At 47.6% G+C, this 17,145-nt stretch carries 11 protein-coding genes; 2 read left to right on the top strand and 9 right to left on the bottom strand.

Annotated features, from left to right (window positions below; genetic code table 11):
- Positions 1 to 67: 67 nt before the first annotated feature.
- From ACMUEV_RS08960 to ACMUEV_RS08930, 7 genes are all read right to left on the bottom strand, one after another.
- Positions 68 to 2,749 (bottom strand): hypothetical protein, encoded by a 2,682-nt coding sequence (locus ACMUEV_RS08960; RefSeq protein ID WP_190651225.1) that lies wholly within the window; start codon positions 2,747 to 2,749, stop codon positions 68 to 70.
- Positions 2,742 to 4,880 (bottom strand): hypothetical protein, encoded by a 2,139-nt coding sequence (locus tag ACMUEV_RS08955; RefSeq protein ID WP_190651223.1) that lies wholly within the window; start codon positions 4,878 to 4,880, stop codon positions 2,742 to 2,744. Before ACMUEV_RS08955 ends, ACMUEV_RS08960 begins: the two co-directional genes overlap by 8 nt.
- 31 nt (positions 4,881 to 4,911) lie before the next feature.
- Positions 4,912 to 5,973: a c-type heme family protein gene (locus tag ACMUEV_RS08950; RefSeq protein ID WP_190651221.1), complete on the bottom strand. Its 1,062-nt coding sequence runs from the start codon at positions 5,971 to 5,973 to the stop codon at positions 4,912 to 4,914.
- A complete protein-coding gene (locus tag ACMUEV_RS08945; RefSeq protein ID WP_190651218.1) occupies positions 5,966 to 7,303 on the bottom strand; it encodes a hypothetical protein in 1,338 nt (445 codons plus the stop codon). Before ACMUEV_RS08945 ends, ACMUEV_RS08950 begins: the two co-directional genes overlap by 8 nt.
- The gene (locus ACMUEV_RS08940) at positions 7,263 to 8,264 is read right to left on the bottom strand and encodes a phage tail protein (RefSeq protein WP_190651216.1); all 1,002 of its coding nucleotides are present in this window, start codon (positions 8,262 to 8,264) and stop codon (positions 7,263 to 7,265) included. Before ACMUEV_RS08940 ends, ACMUEV_RS08945 begins: the two co-directional genes overlap by 41 nt.
- Positions 8,265 to 8,277: 13 nt before the next feature.
- Positions 8,278 to 10,479, bottom strand: a complete 2,202-nt coding sequence (locus ACMUEV_RS08935; protein ID WP_242044413.1) for a putative baseplate assembly protein — start codon at positions 10,477 to 10,479, stop codon at positions 8,278 to 8,280.
- Positions 10,480 to 10,583: 104 nt separating this feature from the next.
- Positions 10,584 to 10,979, bottom strand: a complete 396-nt coding sequence (locus ACMUEV_RS08930) for a GPW/gp25 family protein (protein WP_190651214.1) — start codon at positions 10,977 to 10,979, stop codon at positions 10,584 to 10,586.
- A 128-nt stretch (positions 10,980 to 11,107) separates the two neighbouring features.
- Between ACMUEV_RS08930 and ACMUEV_RS08925 the strand changes: the two genes are divergently transcribed.
- Positions 11,108 to 13,039 (top strand): ATP-binding protein, encoded by a 1,932-nt coding sequence (locus ACMUEV_RS08925; protein ID WP_190651211.1) that lies wholly within the window; start codon positions 11,108 to 11,110, stop codon positions 13,037 to 13,039.
- A 103-nt stretch (positions 13,040 to 13,142) separates the two neighbouring features.
- Here ACMUEV_RS08925 and ACMUEV_RS08920 read toward each other — a convergent pair whose 3' ends face one another.
- Complete coding sequence (locus ACMUEV_RS08920; RefSeq protein ID WP_190651209.1) at positions 13,143 to 14,657, bottom strand: hypothetical protein; 1,515 nt, start codon at positions 14,655 to 14,657, stop codon at positions 13,143 to 13,145.
- A gap of 110 nt (positions 14,658 to 14,767) precedes the next feature.
- Positions 14,768 to 15,190 carry a DUF1348 family protein gene (locus ACMUEV_RS08915; RefSeq protein ID WP_190651207.1) on the bottom strand — a complete coding sequence of 141 codons (423 nt, stop codon included), beginning with the start codon at positions 15,188 to 15,190 and terminating at the stop codon, positions 14,768 to 14,770.
- Between the two features lie 190 nt (positions 15,191 to 15,380).
- On the opposite strand from ACMUEV_RS08915, the gene ACMUEV_RS08910 reads away from it, so the two are divergent.
- Positions 15,381 to 17,138, top strand: a complete 1,758-nt coding sequence (locus ACMUEV_RS08910) for an ATP-binding protein (RefSeq protein ID WP_199329486.1) — start codon at positions 15,381 to 15,383, stop codon at positions 17,136 to 17,138.
- The last annotated feature ends 7 nt before the right edge of the window (positions 17,139 to 17,145 follow it).

Genomic DNA, 17,145 nt, shown 5'->3' with positions numbered 1-17,145 from the left:
TCAACCTATTGCGTTGATGCTTCTAGTGGAATTTGTATCGCTCCAAATTCCACCAGAAGCTAAGTTTTTACTGCCCAAACTCAGGCGGAGCTTCTAAAGGAGAGAGTATATCAGGCACAGAAGGAACGGGAAGCAAGCTATTTCCTCCGTTCTCATCCGACGTACCTGCTTCCGCCTGCTTTGCAGATAAGGCGGCTGTCGCTGCTGCTGCTGCCACTGCTGCTGGATCTTGTGCATTCGGATCGAACATCTCAACTTGGATCGCTCTGACAACCTGCTGCCCCGTCGGGCTAGTAACCTGCAATGTGAACATCAGATTTCCGGGTTTAGCTGCCAGTGGCAAAGTCACCGATCCTTCCGGTGGAATACTGCCAGGTGTAGGCAGGAGTTCAACTTTACTTCCTGCACTCGTATCAATTTTCCACGCCAGAGACACCATTAAATTCGGCTGACCTGGAACGATCGCAACAACATATTTCGGCTGTGCTTCCTGACCATTGAGCTTCAAACTCAGAATTCGAGGGGGCTTCGGTAGAATTTTAATCAATTCACTTTTACGGGGCTGAGAAACTTCCCCCGTCTTAGAAATCGTCGTTAGTTCAAAAACATAGTCTCCAGGCTTGCCCAGTCCCGTTTTAACGGCCTGACAGACTAACTGAGCATCAAGCTTACAAAAAGGTTTCAGCGGCTCAGGCACACCTTGACTAAAATCAAAAGATTGAACTGGACTAACCACGGCTCCATCTGCCGTACGTCCAATCCATTGCAGCGTTTGCAATTGAGCAGGATTCGCGATCGCCCAATTTAACCGCACTTCAGCAGGCTCTAACTTGGGTTGATTTTTAACTTTTGGATCGCTTGGATCAAATTTCGGAACCTCCTGATAGATCGGCTGTGTCGAAGCAAAACTTACAATCTGAGCCGTCGGCATCGGTTCAATCTTGACAGGAGGCGTTTTCTTACTCTCTCCAGTCGCATTGCGAAACGGTTTCGGCTCGATCGTCAATTCAAATACATACTCTCCTGCTTTGCGCGCATTCGTGCGAACATTCCGGCAGACTAACCAATCAACTTGCATCGTACAGACTGGTTTCAGCACATCGGGTAGCCCACGGCTAAAATCATAAACGGTCGGCAGCGTTGCAGGCTTGCCATCAGTAGTTAAGCCGACGAGCTTGAGCGCTTGAATTCGATGCGGTTCACGAATTCGCCAAGTGAGGTGCACGACATCGCTGCTCAGGGCTGCGTACTGTGTATCTTCTGGAGCAAAGTCTACGATTTTCGGAGATTCGGGAGTGCGGATGAGAAAAAACCAGAGAAGATATGCGATAGCTCCAACCCCTAAGACTCCTGCCAAAATCAGAGGTAGAATTTGCCAAAATGGGCGAGCTTCCCAAATCACCAACCCAGGAGCCGTTTCGGGCATGATCGGATGTTTCTGCTCATCCTGAAAGTTGACGTTAAAATTGATGACCTGCCCGCCACCGACTAAAGGTCTGCGCCACCCTTGTTTAGGCTGGACTCTCAAATCTAACGTTGCCGTACTATGAGCCGCTAGCTCAACGGTTGGAGAGTCTAAAATATAGTTACAGACTGCTTGCGCGTCAACTTCTTGGGCATGAATCGTAAGCTGACGTTGAGTATTTCCTTGATTCGTTAAGCGAACCTGGAACAATCCATTTTGTTGCTTAATGCGATTGCTCAGTGTCCGCAGTTCAGCCTGAAGTGAGTAGACAGGCGTAATCTGCAAGTAGAGCAGATCAACGAATGAAAGATCGGAATAGTTATCAGATTTGATTTGCAGCGTTGGAATATAATTGCCTGCGGTTGCAGTCAGCGGCGGAGTCACAATCAGTAGAATTTGATCTTGCTCGCCTGGATTTAGATTGAGGCAGTCTGATTCTAAAATAAATCCAGACAGTTGAACTGCCTGCGGATAAATGACTTTCCACCAGGCTTGCGGCAAGTCATTGCAGACAAATCGAAACCGATCGACGCGATCAGAGCGATTTTGCACCATGATTTGCACTTGCAGTGCCGCGCCAGGCTGTATGATCGCAGGCTGAGTTACACTCGTCGCAGGTTGAATTGCAAAGGTCGGATCACTCGCACTCGCGCTTGCTTGAACTGCTGCTAAGACTTCTAGCTTCTGCTGGCACTGAATCGCTGGAAACTCTGGATAATGCTGGAGAGCATCGACCACGATCGTATAACTATACGTCGCTGGAAATGCTGCCGCCGGAATGTGAAATTCAAAAGACACATCTCCTGCCTGCTGTGCCCCGAGTGCTAGAGATTCTTGCGGACTAAGACACCACGCTGCAAGTTCTGGAGCCATCTCTTCTAGAGACACATCAATGATGGCGTGATGATCGCCTTGGTTGCGAATACTGACATCTAGCGTAAAAGAGGTGCCGGGAATGACAGTATCGTGACCCGACGAATTGACGATCGCAACTAATGGCTTAGAGATCGGTAAATTTTGATCAGTATGAGCATCCTGATCGCGAATAGGCTGCAAATTAGAGCTATACAGAGATTGACCTGCAAAACGGGTTTCTTGCAAAAATCCCTGTGCAATCAGAGCCTCTAACTCTTGCTGAATTTCAGCCCGCTGCCCTCCCAAAGCTGTGGCAATTTCCGAGAGTGTCGAACCCGAATGACGCATCAGCCAATTCACTAGGCGACGTTGGTGAATGGGCAACTGCAAGAGTTCTTCTAAGCTAGGATGTTTCGCAGCACTAATCACGATCGCACTCCAAATTCTTAAATCGGTTCACTTGATCCATCTGCACCTGAGTATCTGCACCTCCACTCAGCACCAACACCTGATCTTTCACAATCGCCACATCCACACTCTCAATCCCGGCGGTCGATCGCAACGACTTTTGGATGACTTTGCCAGAGTCAGGATGTTCAGCCCGATGACCATTCGGCGAAAGTGCCCATAGCTTTGCTGTGCCATCTGCACCAGCACTCGCAAGATAGCAACCATTGGGACTCAAGGCGACACTGCGGACTGGTTGCCCACCATGCCCATCTGACCACTGTTCGATGACTTGACAGGGCTGCTGCGAATCAAGGCATTCCTTCAGGTTCCAAAGCGTAATCGTTCCTTGATTATCGGCAGATGCCATGAGGTTAGGTTTTGCTTTCGCGCTTGCTAGGCTTTGAATATATTGGTTTTGCCCTCCTGCAACCGGGTAGCGAATGGGCTTGTGTTGTTTACGGCTCCAATTCCAAAGTTCTAAGCGATTGAATCGTCCCGCGATCGCTAATTGTTGCTCTCCGACTAACGCTAAAGCAGAAACCGCAAAATTGACCGTTAAGGTTTGTTCGGGCTTGGTATTCAGACTCGCACTGCTCAGTTTCCATTGGGCAACGGCTCCACTACCATGACCACTGAATAGGTATTGAGAATCGTTGCTAAATCTCAGATCAAAAACGCGATCGCCCGCTCCTAGCCTAAAGATACTATCGGGCGCAGAATTCTGTTTGAGCAGATTGATCAGTTGAATCTCTCCATTTTCTAGACCTGCGGCAATGCGATTATTGTCGATCGGTTGATAGCGGATCACTCGAACTGCCTGGCTGGTTTTTGAAACAATGCCCATTTCTTGGGACACAAGCGGATTAAAGAATCCGGCAGTCAACCAGCGCCTGAGCGATTGATCAATCGAGCCTGAAATCGCCTGTTCTGCGGTGCCATTAAACTGAACTGAGGCAACGGCTCCTGAATGCCCACAGCGCGGATTGTGGGGATTGTAACAAGAGGAAATCCAGAGCGGAACAGGGATTGTAAAAAATGCGATCGCAGAAAGCCACCACACCGAAATCATCGGAGCAACTTTCAACTCTAAAGCTTGCAATTCGTTTTGAGTTCTAATCCGAGCGTCTGAGCACACTGCTCGAACAGATAGCATTCCAGATTGAGTTCGTCCGATCCACGATCGACGTTTTTTAACTATCAGTTGAAACTGCTGAGTTTCATAGGGATGAAGTTCAGCTAGCTTTGGAAGAACTTCAATCTCATCAGAAGTAACAAAGCCAGAATCTACTTCAATATGAGCATCTTGAGACACATTCGTTGCATTTTCTAGCTCTAGTCGATAAGTCGCAGTTCCAGTCCGTTGGAAAAATTCGAGGAAGTGTAAGGGAATCTTTTGCTGACGAACTGTACAGCGAAAATCAGCCGCACCTGTCGGTAAAATCTCAAGCGTGCCTGAATCGCTGCTACTCACACCATTTTCGATCTCCGCTTCGACCTGGAACGGATACACCTGACTTTGAGCAGTTTCGACCGGAGGCTGACAGAGAAAAATAGATTCTAATGTTCGTCCAGGCTGGACTTGAATAGTTTGCTCCACGCCATGAGCAAACCATTCTGGAGCTAATCCGTGCAAGCGCAGCGTCGCACGGACAGGCACCTGTCCAGGATTATCTGTGCGCACTAAAAGCTCAATTAAATCGCCCGAATAAGTTTGAATCTTGTTTAAAAGCAGATCAACCACCAAGGGAACAGCTTCAGAACCTTGCTCTAGAGTCAAGCGTATTGATTGTTTCGTCTCGGTTGCCAGATCGAGCGAGAAAACCCGAACTGTAAGATTCACTTGTCCAACAAATCCTGGAATCGGATTTTTGAGAATTTTGACTTGGAAAACTGTGCGATCGCCGGGTGGGGTTTTACTACAAACCTCTGGCGACAACCGATACCAGTGATGATCGACTTCATCCACCCCTGCTGCGAGTATTTCCAGTTGAAAAGTCGCAAACTGGGTACTATGATTCAGCACACTGACTTCAAAAGCAACTGGATCACCACCCGGCTTAAAGGCAATTTCTTTCGTGGAAACCTGAGTTTTAATCAGTTCTTTTAACATAAGTTAGGGCTGAGAGATTAGGGCGGATAGGTTAGGACTGAGAATGGGTTGAATTGACCTTGAGTGCAGACCGAATCACTTTTGCTTTTGCCAGTAATGCTTGAACTTGCGATTGAGTTCCAACAGTTTCATCTGGCGATCGAGCATTGAGAACTTCCTGATGGAGCATTTCTAGCTGCTGTTTTAAAGAATTTTCTCGCTCCCAGATCGAAGTTGCTAAATGTCGAAATGAGCGGGCTAATTGCCCCATTTCATCCCTACGCTGAATAAAACGATTGAGTTTCTGTAAATCTTCGTCTTTGATATCAGCATTTTCCTGATTGAGTGCATTCGCAATTTTGGCGATCGGGTGCAACGGCTGAATCACTGATCGTGTCAGCAGCAGATTCAACACCAAAATGATCAGCGCAAAAATCCCAACAAAAGCACCAAACGCGATCAAAAATTGGTGCTGATAACTTTGCACAATGCGATCGCTCGGCATGTAGAGGGTCTGCGCTGCGACGACATCGTTCAATTTCCAGTTAAATCCACGCTCATTCCCGTAAGTTTTGAGGTGACTTTTCGGAGCAGCCTCAGGGGTACTATGACACCGCAAGCAACTTGGATCAGTCATTCTCAGGGGTCGTGAGACATAGAATAGCTGCTTGCCTGCGATGGTTTGAAACCCAAACAGTTTTGGAATGTCTTGCTGCTGGCGAAACCGCTCAACTAATGAGGTTTCAAATTCATTCGCGAGATCGCGAAGATTCGTCGGATTCAAAGCTGCTTCTTTGTAGAAAAAGTCCTCGTAACCCATCTTCTGTCGCAATCTCTCAAACACTTCGCGGGCTGAATAAGCCGGAACCGATTCTGCGACAAATTCCTCTTTTGTTTCAATTTTCTCAGCCAGAAGGGGCTGGATTTTCTGCGAGGTGTAATCCCGCACCGAGCTAATGGTCTCCATTAAGGTCATGGCTCGATCGACAACTTGCTGAGAGGCACGGTCTTGAACTTGCCCTGAGATCAATAAGGCACTTAAGCCAGTACTTGCCAGAAACAGAACACTCAGCAACAGCGTAAATTTAAATTGAAGTCGGAATTTATTAAGCATAAGTTTGCACGAATTGAGAAGATTGCTCTGGAGCGGCGGTACTTGCCTGTAATGTAGTTCGCTGCTTCCTTTGCCAAGCAAAATGCAACACGTTAATTCCTAATTCTTGCGAAGTTCGCACGGCTTCCCTGGGAAATGGCACTTCGCCATCCCAAGCTACACTTAAGTCACCTAGTAGATGAATCAATCCTTGTGAGTTTAACAGCGTAATCGGCTGTTGTCTTAGCGTCGGAAACTGAGAAAATAAGAAAGGTTCTGTCTTCAACGGATGACGGGATGCAAGCAATTCTGCCTGACTGATTGCAATCCCCAACTGATGGCAGTGAAAGCTTAGTTCTGCGTGCTGCTGCTGCAAATATTCCTGAAGTTGCTCTGTAACAGCAGACAGTTCGCATTGTATTGCTAGATACGTTTCCTCAGATTCAGAAGTTTCCAGCAAAGCATCCGTGAGTTGTTGCCGAACCGTCTGTAATTCGGCGATCGCTGATCCTTTCAGCGATTCCGCCACGACAATTGTCGTGCCTTGCGCGATCGCGCTTAGCAATCCACGCATCGAAGCCTCATCTAACGCAAGAAATTGAGCTTTTGTCAGATACAACAGATGGTATTTTGTCACAGAGGAATTGAGGGGAAATGCCAGATGTTCAACCCGTCCAGCCATTTTGGGATAAAGTGCGATCGCGCTTTGCAGTAAGGCTCGAAACTGCGCGGTTGCGGAAGCAGAAAAGCATCCCACCTCGACCCATTCTGTTTGCCGGACGTGCGCCGCAGGACGGAAGCGCAAGTCAAGTTCATTCAACCCGGGAAACATCACATTTTCTGCTGGTTTGAGTTGATGACGGCCCGGAGCTAAGCAAATTCGGCAGAGTTCAATCTCATCGACTTGCGGCAGAGTCACTGTTTCATCAATCCGAAACGTTTCTTGAATCGTTTCTTGTTCCGGTAGCGCTTGTAATTTATCGGGATCGACATAGTGTAACATCAGAAAGACTTCAACAGGTTGCTTAGCAGAAGCCTCTGAAGCAATGCGAAACTCAATAGGAGCAGGTACAACAATCGGATTGCCAAAATTGTCGATCGCTAGCCCCGGCTGAATTTGTACCCAACGACCATCGCGGTATTGTGACGAGATCGTCTCTGGCGCACGAATCACAGAAACTCCGAGTCCCCAAACAATCCCAGGACTATGCACAGATTGATGGAGGAGATTTTGCCGCTGACGATGATAGGAATGCGCCTGCTGCCAGCGTTTTGCCGTGATTAACAATCCATCTGATATTTGCAGCCGCTCAAAGGGTTGTAGCGATCGTTGAAGAAAAGGCATCGTCATGGGTCTGGCTCCGGGGTTCAATCCAAAAATCGTAGGTGCAAAACGCAGGTTTTTCTTGCTCAATCACCCGTCTTACTAGCGCTTCATCGATCGGAAAATCTGGGTCTGGACGCAATTTGACACAGAAATGAAACGGACGACCTCCTCCAAGAATGGCATCTTCGGTTAAATGCGTTGTACCCAACACAAATCCCCGCTGATAAAGCTCAAAGATACTAATGTGCTTTGCCTCTTCAGCGAGATGCTCATCGAGAGGTAAGCCTGTAGCGAGGTGTAAATAAAACCTTAATCCTCGTCTTGTGCCTCGCCATCGGTAGATCTGCATTGCATTCCGAATCAATCGCCGCTGCTGATCTAAGCTCATCTGAGATTCTGCTGACCAAGCGACCCAGTGCGAGAGAAAAGGCAGCAGAGCTTTTGGAGCCGTCAGCGGATCGAGGTAAGCCCAGAGCGCATCTAGGCTCTGTACCGCAGGTTCAAAGGTTTCTTCAAAGATTTTGAGAAAGCGCCCCACAAAATCGATTTCTCGATAAATCGCAGGCAAAAAATCAAGGTACAAACTGCGAGGACGCAGAAAAAGCTGAAAGTCTGCGGTTTCAATCTCTGAAGCATGAACGCAGATTCTACCTTGGTAATTGATGTTGAGATGAGGTCGATCGCGCAATGCTTCAGCAGCTTCAAAAAAGTCCGCAGGCACTCGAAAATAAAGCACGGCATCCATCGTTTGATGCGGCAAGATCTCTGAGCCTTCCATCCCTACCCAGCACCAGTCTTGCGGAAAATTCCCTTCCACCTGTAGAGAGACTTGCATCGGCTCTGAGCCAGTATTTCTGACTTGTACAACTAGCTCACTCGGCTCACCTGGGCGAAGGAGCAACTGAGGAATTGAGCCTTGCGATCGCGCCGAATCTGGCGTTTGCATGGGAGTGAGATTGACGCTGAGAGTTGAACTAGAACGCATCTAACATCCTCCCTCAATTCATAAAGCTAATCGCATGGCTCGATCGCAGCCGAGGATCTGCCCAAGAGCAAATCAATCCTGTCTTGCCTGGATCAATCATGCCGTCTTGCGCTAGGGTGCGTATCCAGCCTGAACCTTGCCGCCGCAGTTCAAACAACAAGACTGCTCCCAAATACCGCACCCCCACAATCGATTGGAACAAACTCACAATGTCCGAAACATAAACCGGACAGCCAAACTCCCACCCGCATCGATCCACGCCACCGATGAGCGGGTTCAAAAATCGATATAGTTCAACTTGTAATCGTCGAAGAATCGTTTGCTGTGCTTGGGTATTTTGATATTCAGGCAGTAATCCAACTTCGACTTGCACAGACACGCCTACATATTCTGGCTCTTGCAGTCTCACTTGCACACCAAGCAATCGTCGCTCATCCAAATAGCTGAGGATTTGCGTTTTCAAAGGTAGAGTCAGACTGAATTGGCTCGGTGCGATGCCGATCGCTGCTTCAATTCCATCTAGGTTTGCTTTAGGAACAATCAGCAAATCGACGACTCCAGGCGTTGTGTCTTGAGTCGAGCGAATTGGACATAAAGCGCGCGCGACTGATCCTTGTCCTGCCTGCACGGCTAGCGTTTCAAAATCTTCTGGAGTCACGGCGCGATCGCGAGTTCTCAAGATCTGTGGCACTCGGATCACTGCATCTTCGAGCGATTCTGCATCAGCCCCATGATGCGCAGAGCGATGATTGATCACGCGATCGATATAAGGCACAGCAGATTTTGCAATTTGAATCGTTCCTGCTTGTACATTTCCTTTGCGTCCGCCTCCAGTTCGGTAGGCTGCCATCCGAATCGTCGCCCCGCGTGCGGGAACCGCTCCATATTGCCGCTCCATTTGCTGACGAGTTTCTGAGTAACTTGGGGGTGCTGAGTTGCCAAGTGTGAGCTGATTGCGGCTGCGGACATTCGTTTGGGTTTTGAGTTGTCCAGGTTCTCGAATCAAAGGACCGAACTGAATCTGTCCGGTCAAAGACTCGATCGTATAGTGCAAATCCTCTGAACCAGAATCTGCAAAATCATTCACTTCTCGCCAAATTTGAGGCAATCCTCCTGGCGGAGTTACGATTAAGTGCTCGCCTTCTCGACGCGGCAAAATCGAGCCACTTTGAAGCTGAAACGTCTGCCCCGGTGTGCCGTTGCTTTCTCCAAGCAATTCATCTCGAATCAGCGTACATTGATGAACCTCGATCGTCCCTCCAATCGTTCGAGCCGACATTCCTAGTAGTTCTGGAGCGCGTGCATATCCAGACTGTCCCATTTGCGGTTGAGTATATACACACCGCAACCAGCGCCCCTGATATGCGCCAAAATACGACACTGGAAAAACCAGCGGTAAATGCAGCGTAACATCAGCTTCTCGAATCGCATTCCGAACCGCTTGCCCTGCTTCTCGAAAGCTAAATCCATACGTTGCATCGTCGTCTTCTTGCAGCAAAATGGGCTGCCAAGATGAACCAGTCCAAGCTTCCCAATGGCGCGGAGGCTGGTTAGGATTAATCCCAACTGAGCTAGCGACTTCGCCTTTGAGCGTCAAAGCTAGCACATTTCCTTCAATCTCAGAGCGAGGATCAAACACAATGTAAAAGCAATTTCCAGGCTGAGGACGCTCGTTGAAAATAAACTGTGCTTGTCCTTCCCATTGCCCATCTTCTTCCGTCCAAAAGTTCGTTAAGCGATCGCGTAACATGACGGGCGCAGCATCGGCGGTCTCAGAAGTCAGAAAATGCGTAATCCGAGGCGTACCAATCGTTAAGGGTCGATCGGTACTAAATACGATCGCGTCTTGGGATTCAGTCCGAACCGTTGCAACTTCTGTACCCGGTGAAATTTGATACGTGCTTGGCAAAGCAGCCGTCAGGTAAAAAGTAACTTCAGTCTGAGCAGGAGTAGGAGGTAAAAGACGAATGCCTAGTAACTCTAAGAATGCAACATAATTGCGGCGTGGAACTTGATTGAACCGAACCAGCATCTGGTCAGTTAACCAGGAGAAAAGCTCAATCATCGTAATGCCAGGATCGCCCGGATTAAAATTTGTCCATTCGGGACAGTACCGAGGAATCCTGAGAATACATTCATTCACCAGATCTTCAAAGGTGCGATCGTCCAGATCTGATTTGGGTAACTTAGGCAGAAACTCAAATTCCATATCCATAAAATTGCGATCGCAAATCAGAGTAAATAGCGATGAGCTAAGTCAATTTAACACTGAAACAAATAAGTGAATCACCGGATTTAGCGATGCCGTAATTTTACGGATTAGCTTGCAGGCAGTAGGTAAAATGGATAAACCAGACTGCGGCGATCGTGCGTTTCTTTCGGGTGATATTCCACGAGAATGTCTATTCTTCCCCGAATCGGATCTGGCTCAGTGCGAATGCTATCCACGACAATCCGCGGCTCCCATTTTTCCAATGCTTCTTGCACATAGACTCGGGTGAGCAACAGTGTTTGAGTGTTCAGTGGTGCAAAAGTTAACTCCGACAATCGCGACCCAAAATCAGGACGATACACTCTCTCTCCCAGTTCTGTGCCTAAGATAATTCGGATCGATTCTTCAATATTTTGATAAGTTGCGCTGAGATGTAACCCACCTTGAACGCTCACCTGTAGCGGAAACGCCCAGCCTTGACCCAAATGATTTGGAGGAATCATAACCTGATGCATATTTTTGAGATGATTATTTCACTGCGATCGTGAAACTACTTCCGTAGCCCTACGGTTTCATCCGTTTTGGAATTTAGAGATAAGAGCAGGTGTGTGCGTTTGCAAATTTCTCTACGATGACTTCTCTAACTTCCTGGGCTGAACTCAATCAACAGTATTTGCAAACCGCGATCGCGCATGTTCGGCAGCAGCTTAAACAAGATCCGACATTGTTTGAACCTGTCGCATTCTCTCCAGAAGCTCCACCTGCGCTTGTGACACTCTGCCGAATGTTCAGACTGTCTGAATATGAGCGCGATCTCTTAGTCCTCTGTGCAGGTATGGAGTTCGATGGCGAATGGGCAACGCTCTGTGCCACTGTTCAAAACGATGCACAAAAGCCTTATCCAACATTGAGCTTAGCACTAGCTACGCTCGCAGATCCCCATTGGAGTGCTTTAGCACCAGATTCACCTTTGCGGTACTGGCATTTAATTGAGATTGGAGCAGGTAATGCGCTCACTCAAAGCCCCATCCGAATTGATGAGCGCATTCTCCATTATTTAATCGGGCTACCTCAGCAAGACGAAAGATTAGCAGGATGTATTACACCAGTCGCTTCTGATGCGATCGCGCTTGTAGAATCACACCAACGGATTGTCAAACAGAGCTATCAATCCTGGATACAATTTGCGCAGAAACAATCCTTAAAGCAACTTCCGGTCATTCAACTCTGTGGTCAAGATCGAATCAGCTTACAAGCGATTGCACTTGCGATTGCGGCGCGATCTCAGCTCAATCTTTTTGAGATCGCGATTGATACCCTTCCGACCGACATCGCGCAATTTCATCTCTTGATGCGTCTATGTGAACGAGAATATCTGCTCAGTCAAGCTGCATTTTGGATCGACTGCACCTTAGAACCTGATCTCAGTTCTACTCAAGCAAACCTGCTCTCTCGTTTGATCGATCAACTTGCTGCCCCCGTCATCCTGGCAACCTCTGATCGTCGTCGTCAACGTCAGCGTCGTTATCTCAGCTTTGATGTGGATCTACCCTCTCCTGCTGAACAGCGATCGCTGTGGCATCAGCATTTACCAAATCTCACAAATCAACTAGCTCCTTTGGTTTCGCAGTTTAATCTCTCTCCTGATGAGATCGAGACAGCTTGTCTGCAAGTTCAATCTCTGCCCATCACTTCGAGTGATGAGTTAGCAAGCAACCTTTGGCAAACTTGCCGAGAACAAGCCCGCCCGCGTTTAGATGAACTAGCTCAGCGCATCTCAAGTTCGATGGGTTGGGAAGATCTAGTACTTCCCGACAAAGAACAGCAAACCTTGCACGAGTTAATTGCTCATGTGAAACAGCGATCGCGTGTTTATGAAACTTGGGGATTCGGCAGTAAAAGTGCGCGCGGCTTAGGAATTACTGCTTTGTTTTCTGGAGCCAGTGGAACAGGTAAAACAACAGCCGCAGAAGTCATTGCTCACGAATTGCAGCTTGATCTCTATCGAATTGACCTCAGTACAATTGTGAGTAAATACATTGGTGAAACTGAGAAGAACTTGCGCCGTATTTTTGATGCGGCTGAAGCAGGGGGCGTAGTTTTGCTGTTTGATGAGGCAGATTCATTATTTGGCAAGCGGAGTGAAGTCAAAGATAGCCGCGATCGCTATGCGAACTTAGAAGTTAGCTACCTTTTGCAACGCATGGAATCATATCGCGGACTAGCAATTTTGACGACGAACTTGAAAGCCTCGATCGATCCTGCTTTCTTACGGCGCATTCGATTTGTAGTTCCGTTTTCTTTTCCAGATCAGCAACAGCGAACAGAAATTTGGCGCAGAGTTTTTCCTAAAGATACACCGACTGAAAATCTAGATTTCGACAAGCTCGCCCGCTTAGGAGTCGCAGGTGGAAACATTCGCAATATTGCCGTTAATGCAGCCTTTATTGCAGCAGATGCAGATGAGGCAGTACAGATGAAGCACATCCTGGCAGCGGCTCGCAACGAATATGTCAAACTAGAGCGACCTTTGACCGATGCAGAAACACGGGGATGGGTGTGAAGGCTGAAAAGATTTCCCAACTAGCCCTGAGCAAATGCCTTTCTTTGCCCAGGAAACTACTCTAGCAAGTTTCAACTTCGACGAGCCAGCTTGGGAAATCTCCTCACAACTGCCGCTGTGAGCAAGATTTGCGATCTTGATCCGATCGCGGTTCTTGCCAAGAATAAGCAAAGTGGCTAATCGAAGTAATTCGCGGCGAAAGCGACTTCAATGCCTGCATTTGTACTTCTAACGGCGGACGATTACTCACAGACATCTGCCAAATTCCAGCCAGTACAGGTTTCACCTCTGTGCCCGCAGGTGTTAGCGACAATACGCGCTGCACTTGTTTCACAACACAATCCGCCTTGCCACAAGTCGCATACGACATTGGATGCCAAGCAATATTTTTGGGAAACCGATCCCAAGGCTGTAACCGCGAATCATATCCCAACCCAACCATCTGATTGCCTTCTGGAAAAAATACAGCACCCGCAGGCAGTCCTACTTGCTGAACCGGATAAGTTGCAACATTGAGAAAATCGACCACTCCCTGCATCGCATGAGCCACACTCAACCGCCACAGATCCATCTGCAAAATTCTCGCCCGCTGCGCGACAGACCCACGGGTATCGATCGCTGCCGAGGTGCGCCCCTGCCACATCGGAACTTTCTCTCTCGGAAAGAGCTTATCGACTGCTGCCACATCACTCGCATTGATCGCACCACGATCGAGATACCGTTTAATCAGTTCTCGTCCCTTATTATTCAAGCCGCGATCGACTAACGCTTTCCGGGACGCATCTCCAAACACCCAAAGATCTCGAACCTTCGTGGCAATCGATGCTGTCCCTTGACTACGCGGATAGCGAATGTAATCGAACAACACCCCATCCGGTTTACGTTTTAGGACTGCTTGCATCATCCGGTAATAGTCTTGTTTGGCAGGCAAGCTATACGGATCGATAAACGCTTCATTCGGATTCAAACTTCCCAGTTCTGTGCTTAACCCTGCCAATGTATTTGCCGTCAAACTGGTCTGCCCGCGCCCATTTCGTAACAGTGAAACCTGCTTTTCTGGCTGATTTGCATAGCTATTCCCGAAGTTCATGCTAAACATCCAGGCATAAACTTTTAAGCCGCGCGCGCGACCCTTCTGAATAATCTGTGCCAGTAGATCTACATTACTTGGAGACTGAAGCATCGACTGCCAAGCCGTCGGATTGTCCGACGCTGGTAGTAAAACCATGCCATTAAAAAATGTCTCGACATACACTTCGTTATAGCCTCGATCGACAATGCGATCGAGGACTTCATCAATCCCTCCAGGTCTTGCATCACAGGCATACAAGCGCAACCAAATACCCTGAGTTTTCAGCCAGTTTTGATTCCGACATTGCCGTAACTGATTAGCCTGTTGCGTGAGAATTTGCTGATATTTCTGCTGAGCTTCTGCTCCGCCCTTGAGTGCTGCCCGACGCGCCGCATCTTTTTGTGCGATCGTCGCTGAAGTTTGCTGACAGTATGGGAGAAAATCTGCCTTTGCAACCGTACGCCAAACACCCTGGGCAAGCAGACTGGTTGTGACGATCGCAAACACGAATCCCAGTTGAAACCGACGAAAAGAACTCACGCGCATAGATGAATTTAGAGGAACTCGACAAGTTCAGCACAATCTCAGAGTGTATCTGCTCTTATTCAAAATGCAGCACCAAAATTGCCCCGTCTTTTAGGATCGTGAATTGGAGTTCAACGTTCCCAACGAAATTGTCGATCGGATTCTTGAATGGGCAAGTCATTAATACTGGCTTCTCGTCGTTGCATCAGCCCATTTTCTGCAAACTCCCACTGCTCATTGCCATAAGAGCGATACCATTGCCCAGAATCGTCATGCCATTCGTAGGCGAATTTGACAGAGATACGATTTTCAGTGAAGCTCCACAGTTCTTTTTTCAGCCGATAGTCCAATTCTTTGTTCCATTTGCGTCTGAGAAACGCTCGAATTTCTTCTCGTCCGCTCAAAAATTCTGCTCGATTCCGCCATTGCGAATCTTCGGTATAAGCCAGTGCAACGCGATCGGGGTCGCGGGTATTCCAAGCATCCTCCGCCGCTTGAATTTTTGCTTTTGCAGTTTCTAAAGTGAACGGGGGTAAAGGCGGTTTCATTTCCATGTCTCGCATCCAAAATTGTCGCCATCGCATCTTAGAAGGTTTGCGGCAATTCACAAGGAACAAAAAGCTTAAAACTTATCAGAAGATAAAGCAGTACAATTGTTCGATTCTTATCCAAGCTCGACATCCGGCGTGATCCCCTTTTCTTTATTAAAGATTTTCAACCTTGAGTCGAGCAGAGGTCAGGTTCTTGGAAGACAAAAATCTTGGTGCGCCGATTTCGTCAAAGCGATCGGGTGAAACTGCACGAATTCTAAATTACGAAGCATTACCCCAACTCGATGAGCGATCTCAACTCCAGCACCGTTGGGAATTATTGGAACACCCACAAAATAATCTCAACTCATCAATACAGAGAGTTTTCATGGTAAGTGCAACATTTCAGAAATATCGCGCAAGCAGTTGGCTATTTATAGGGGTCACTGCGCTCTCTGTAGTCACAGCTACGATCGCAACAACAAAACTGAGAGACTGGGCAAACCAAGCCAGCGCATACAGATTTCACCTCACTGACTTAAAAGCAACAACGAATCGATTAGATTCTTTAGAGTGGAGAGTCATCGCCCAGAAGGAAATCGAATCTGAGTTAAAAGAAGCCTTAGATAGTCAGCGCCAGCAGTCCGCCACGACCCTAAATGCCCTGAGAACAACTGCAATTTCGCCAGAAAGCTTAGAAAAAACGGTTGCAGCTTACGACAGATACGAAAAATCAGTCAATCAACTTCTGCAACTCATAGAGTCAGGAAACCTACAAGAAGCTAAAGAACATGATGAAACCGTCGTTGATCCAAATTACGAAAAGCTGCACAAAATTGTTGAACAGACCAGTACAGAGGTAACCTGGACATCAGAAACTACCGAGTTGATTGCGTTCTGGGGAATCATTTTCACCAATCTCTCCCTGCTCGGCATCATCAGTCTGATCTTTGGTCAATATCGTCAAACGAATCAACGAATGCAACTGGCGATCGTCGAGCAAGAAGCAATTCGCCGAAGCGAGGAAGCTTTGAAGGAAGAACGGGCATTGTTAGAAGTTAAAGTGTCTGAGCGGACGACTGAACTAGAAGAGAAAAATACAGCTCTGAAAGCTGTTCTAGCAGATCTTCGAGAATCCCAAGCGCAACTGATTCAGAGCGAAAAGATGTCGAGTCTGGGTCAATTAGTCGCTGGAGTGGCTCACGAAATTAATAATCCGGTGAACTTTATTCACGGTAATTTGTCTCATGCGGCACAATACAGTCACAACCTGCTTGAACTCGTCGAACTCTATCAAGCGGAATACCAACCAACGACTGCAATTCAGGACAAAATCGAAGAAATTGACCTAGAGTTCCTGCGATCTGATGTCCGAAATTTGTTCGATTCGATGCAAATGGGTACAGAGCGAATTCAGTCGATCGTCTTATCCCTGCGCAACTTTTCTCGACTCGCTGAGGCCGAGTTCAAGATTGCGAATGTTCAAGAAGGCATTGATAATACACTCGTGCTTCTCACAAATCGACTCAAGGAGGATGGCTTGGACATTCAAGTTGTGAAGGAATACGGGCAATTACTCCCAATTGAATGCTACGCTGGGCAGCTTAATCAGGTGTTTATGAATATTTTGACCAACGCGATCGATGCGATTGTAGGCGATCCAAAGCATCAAACTAAGTCCATTCCTCCAAAGATTACAATTCGGACTGAGCAGATCGAGGGTGAACAAATTCGCATCACCATTTCTGATAACGGGATGGGGATTCCGGAAACGATTCAGACGAGATTGTTCGATCCATTTTTCACCACGAAGCCTGTTGGTAAAGGGACGGGATTAGGCATGTCAATTAGCTATCGCATTATTGCCCAACATCAGGGAAGGCTCTACTGCCAATCCACCGTGGGTGAAGGCACTGACTTTATCATCGAGATCCCAATTCATCAAGCTCACTCAAAGCACAAGAGTGTATAGCTGCTAC

The sequence above is a fragment of the Leptolyngbya sp. FACHB-1624 genome, assembly GCF_047649235.1.
Taxonomy (GTDB): domain Bacteria; phylum Cyanobacteriota; class Cyanobacteriia; order Leptolyngbyales; family Leptolyngbyaceae; genus Leptolyngbya; species Leptolyngbya boryana.
This window is presented reverse-complemented; position numbering and strand designations above follow the sequence as displayed.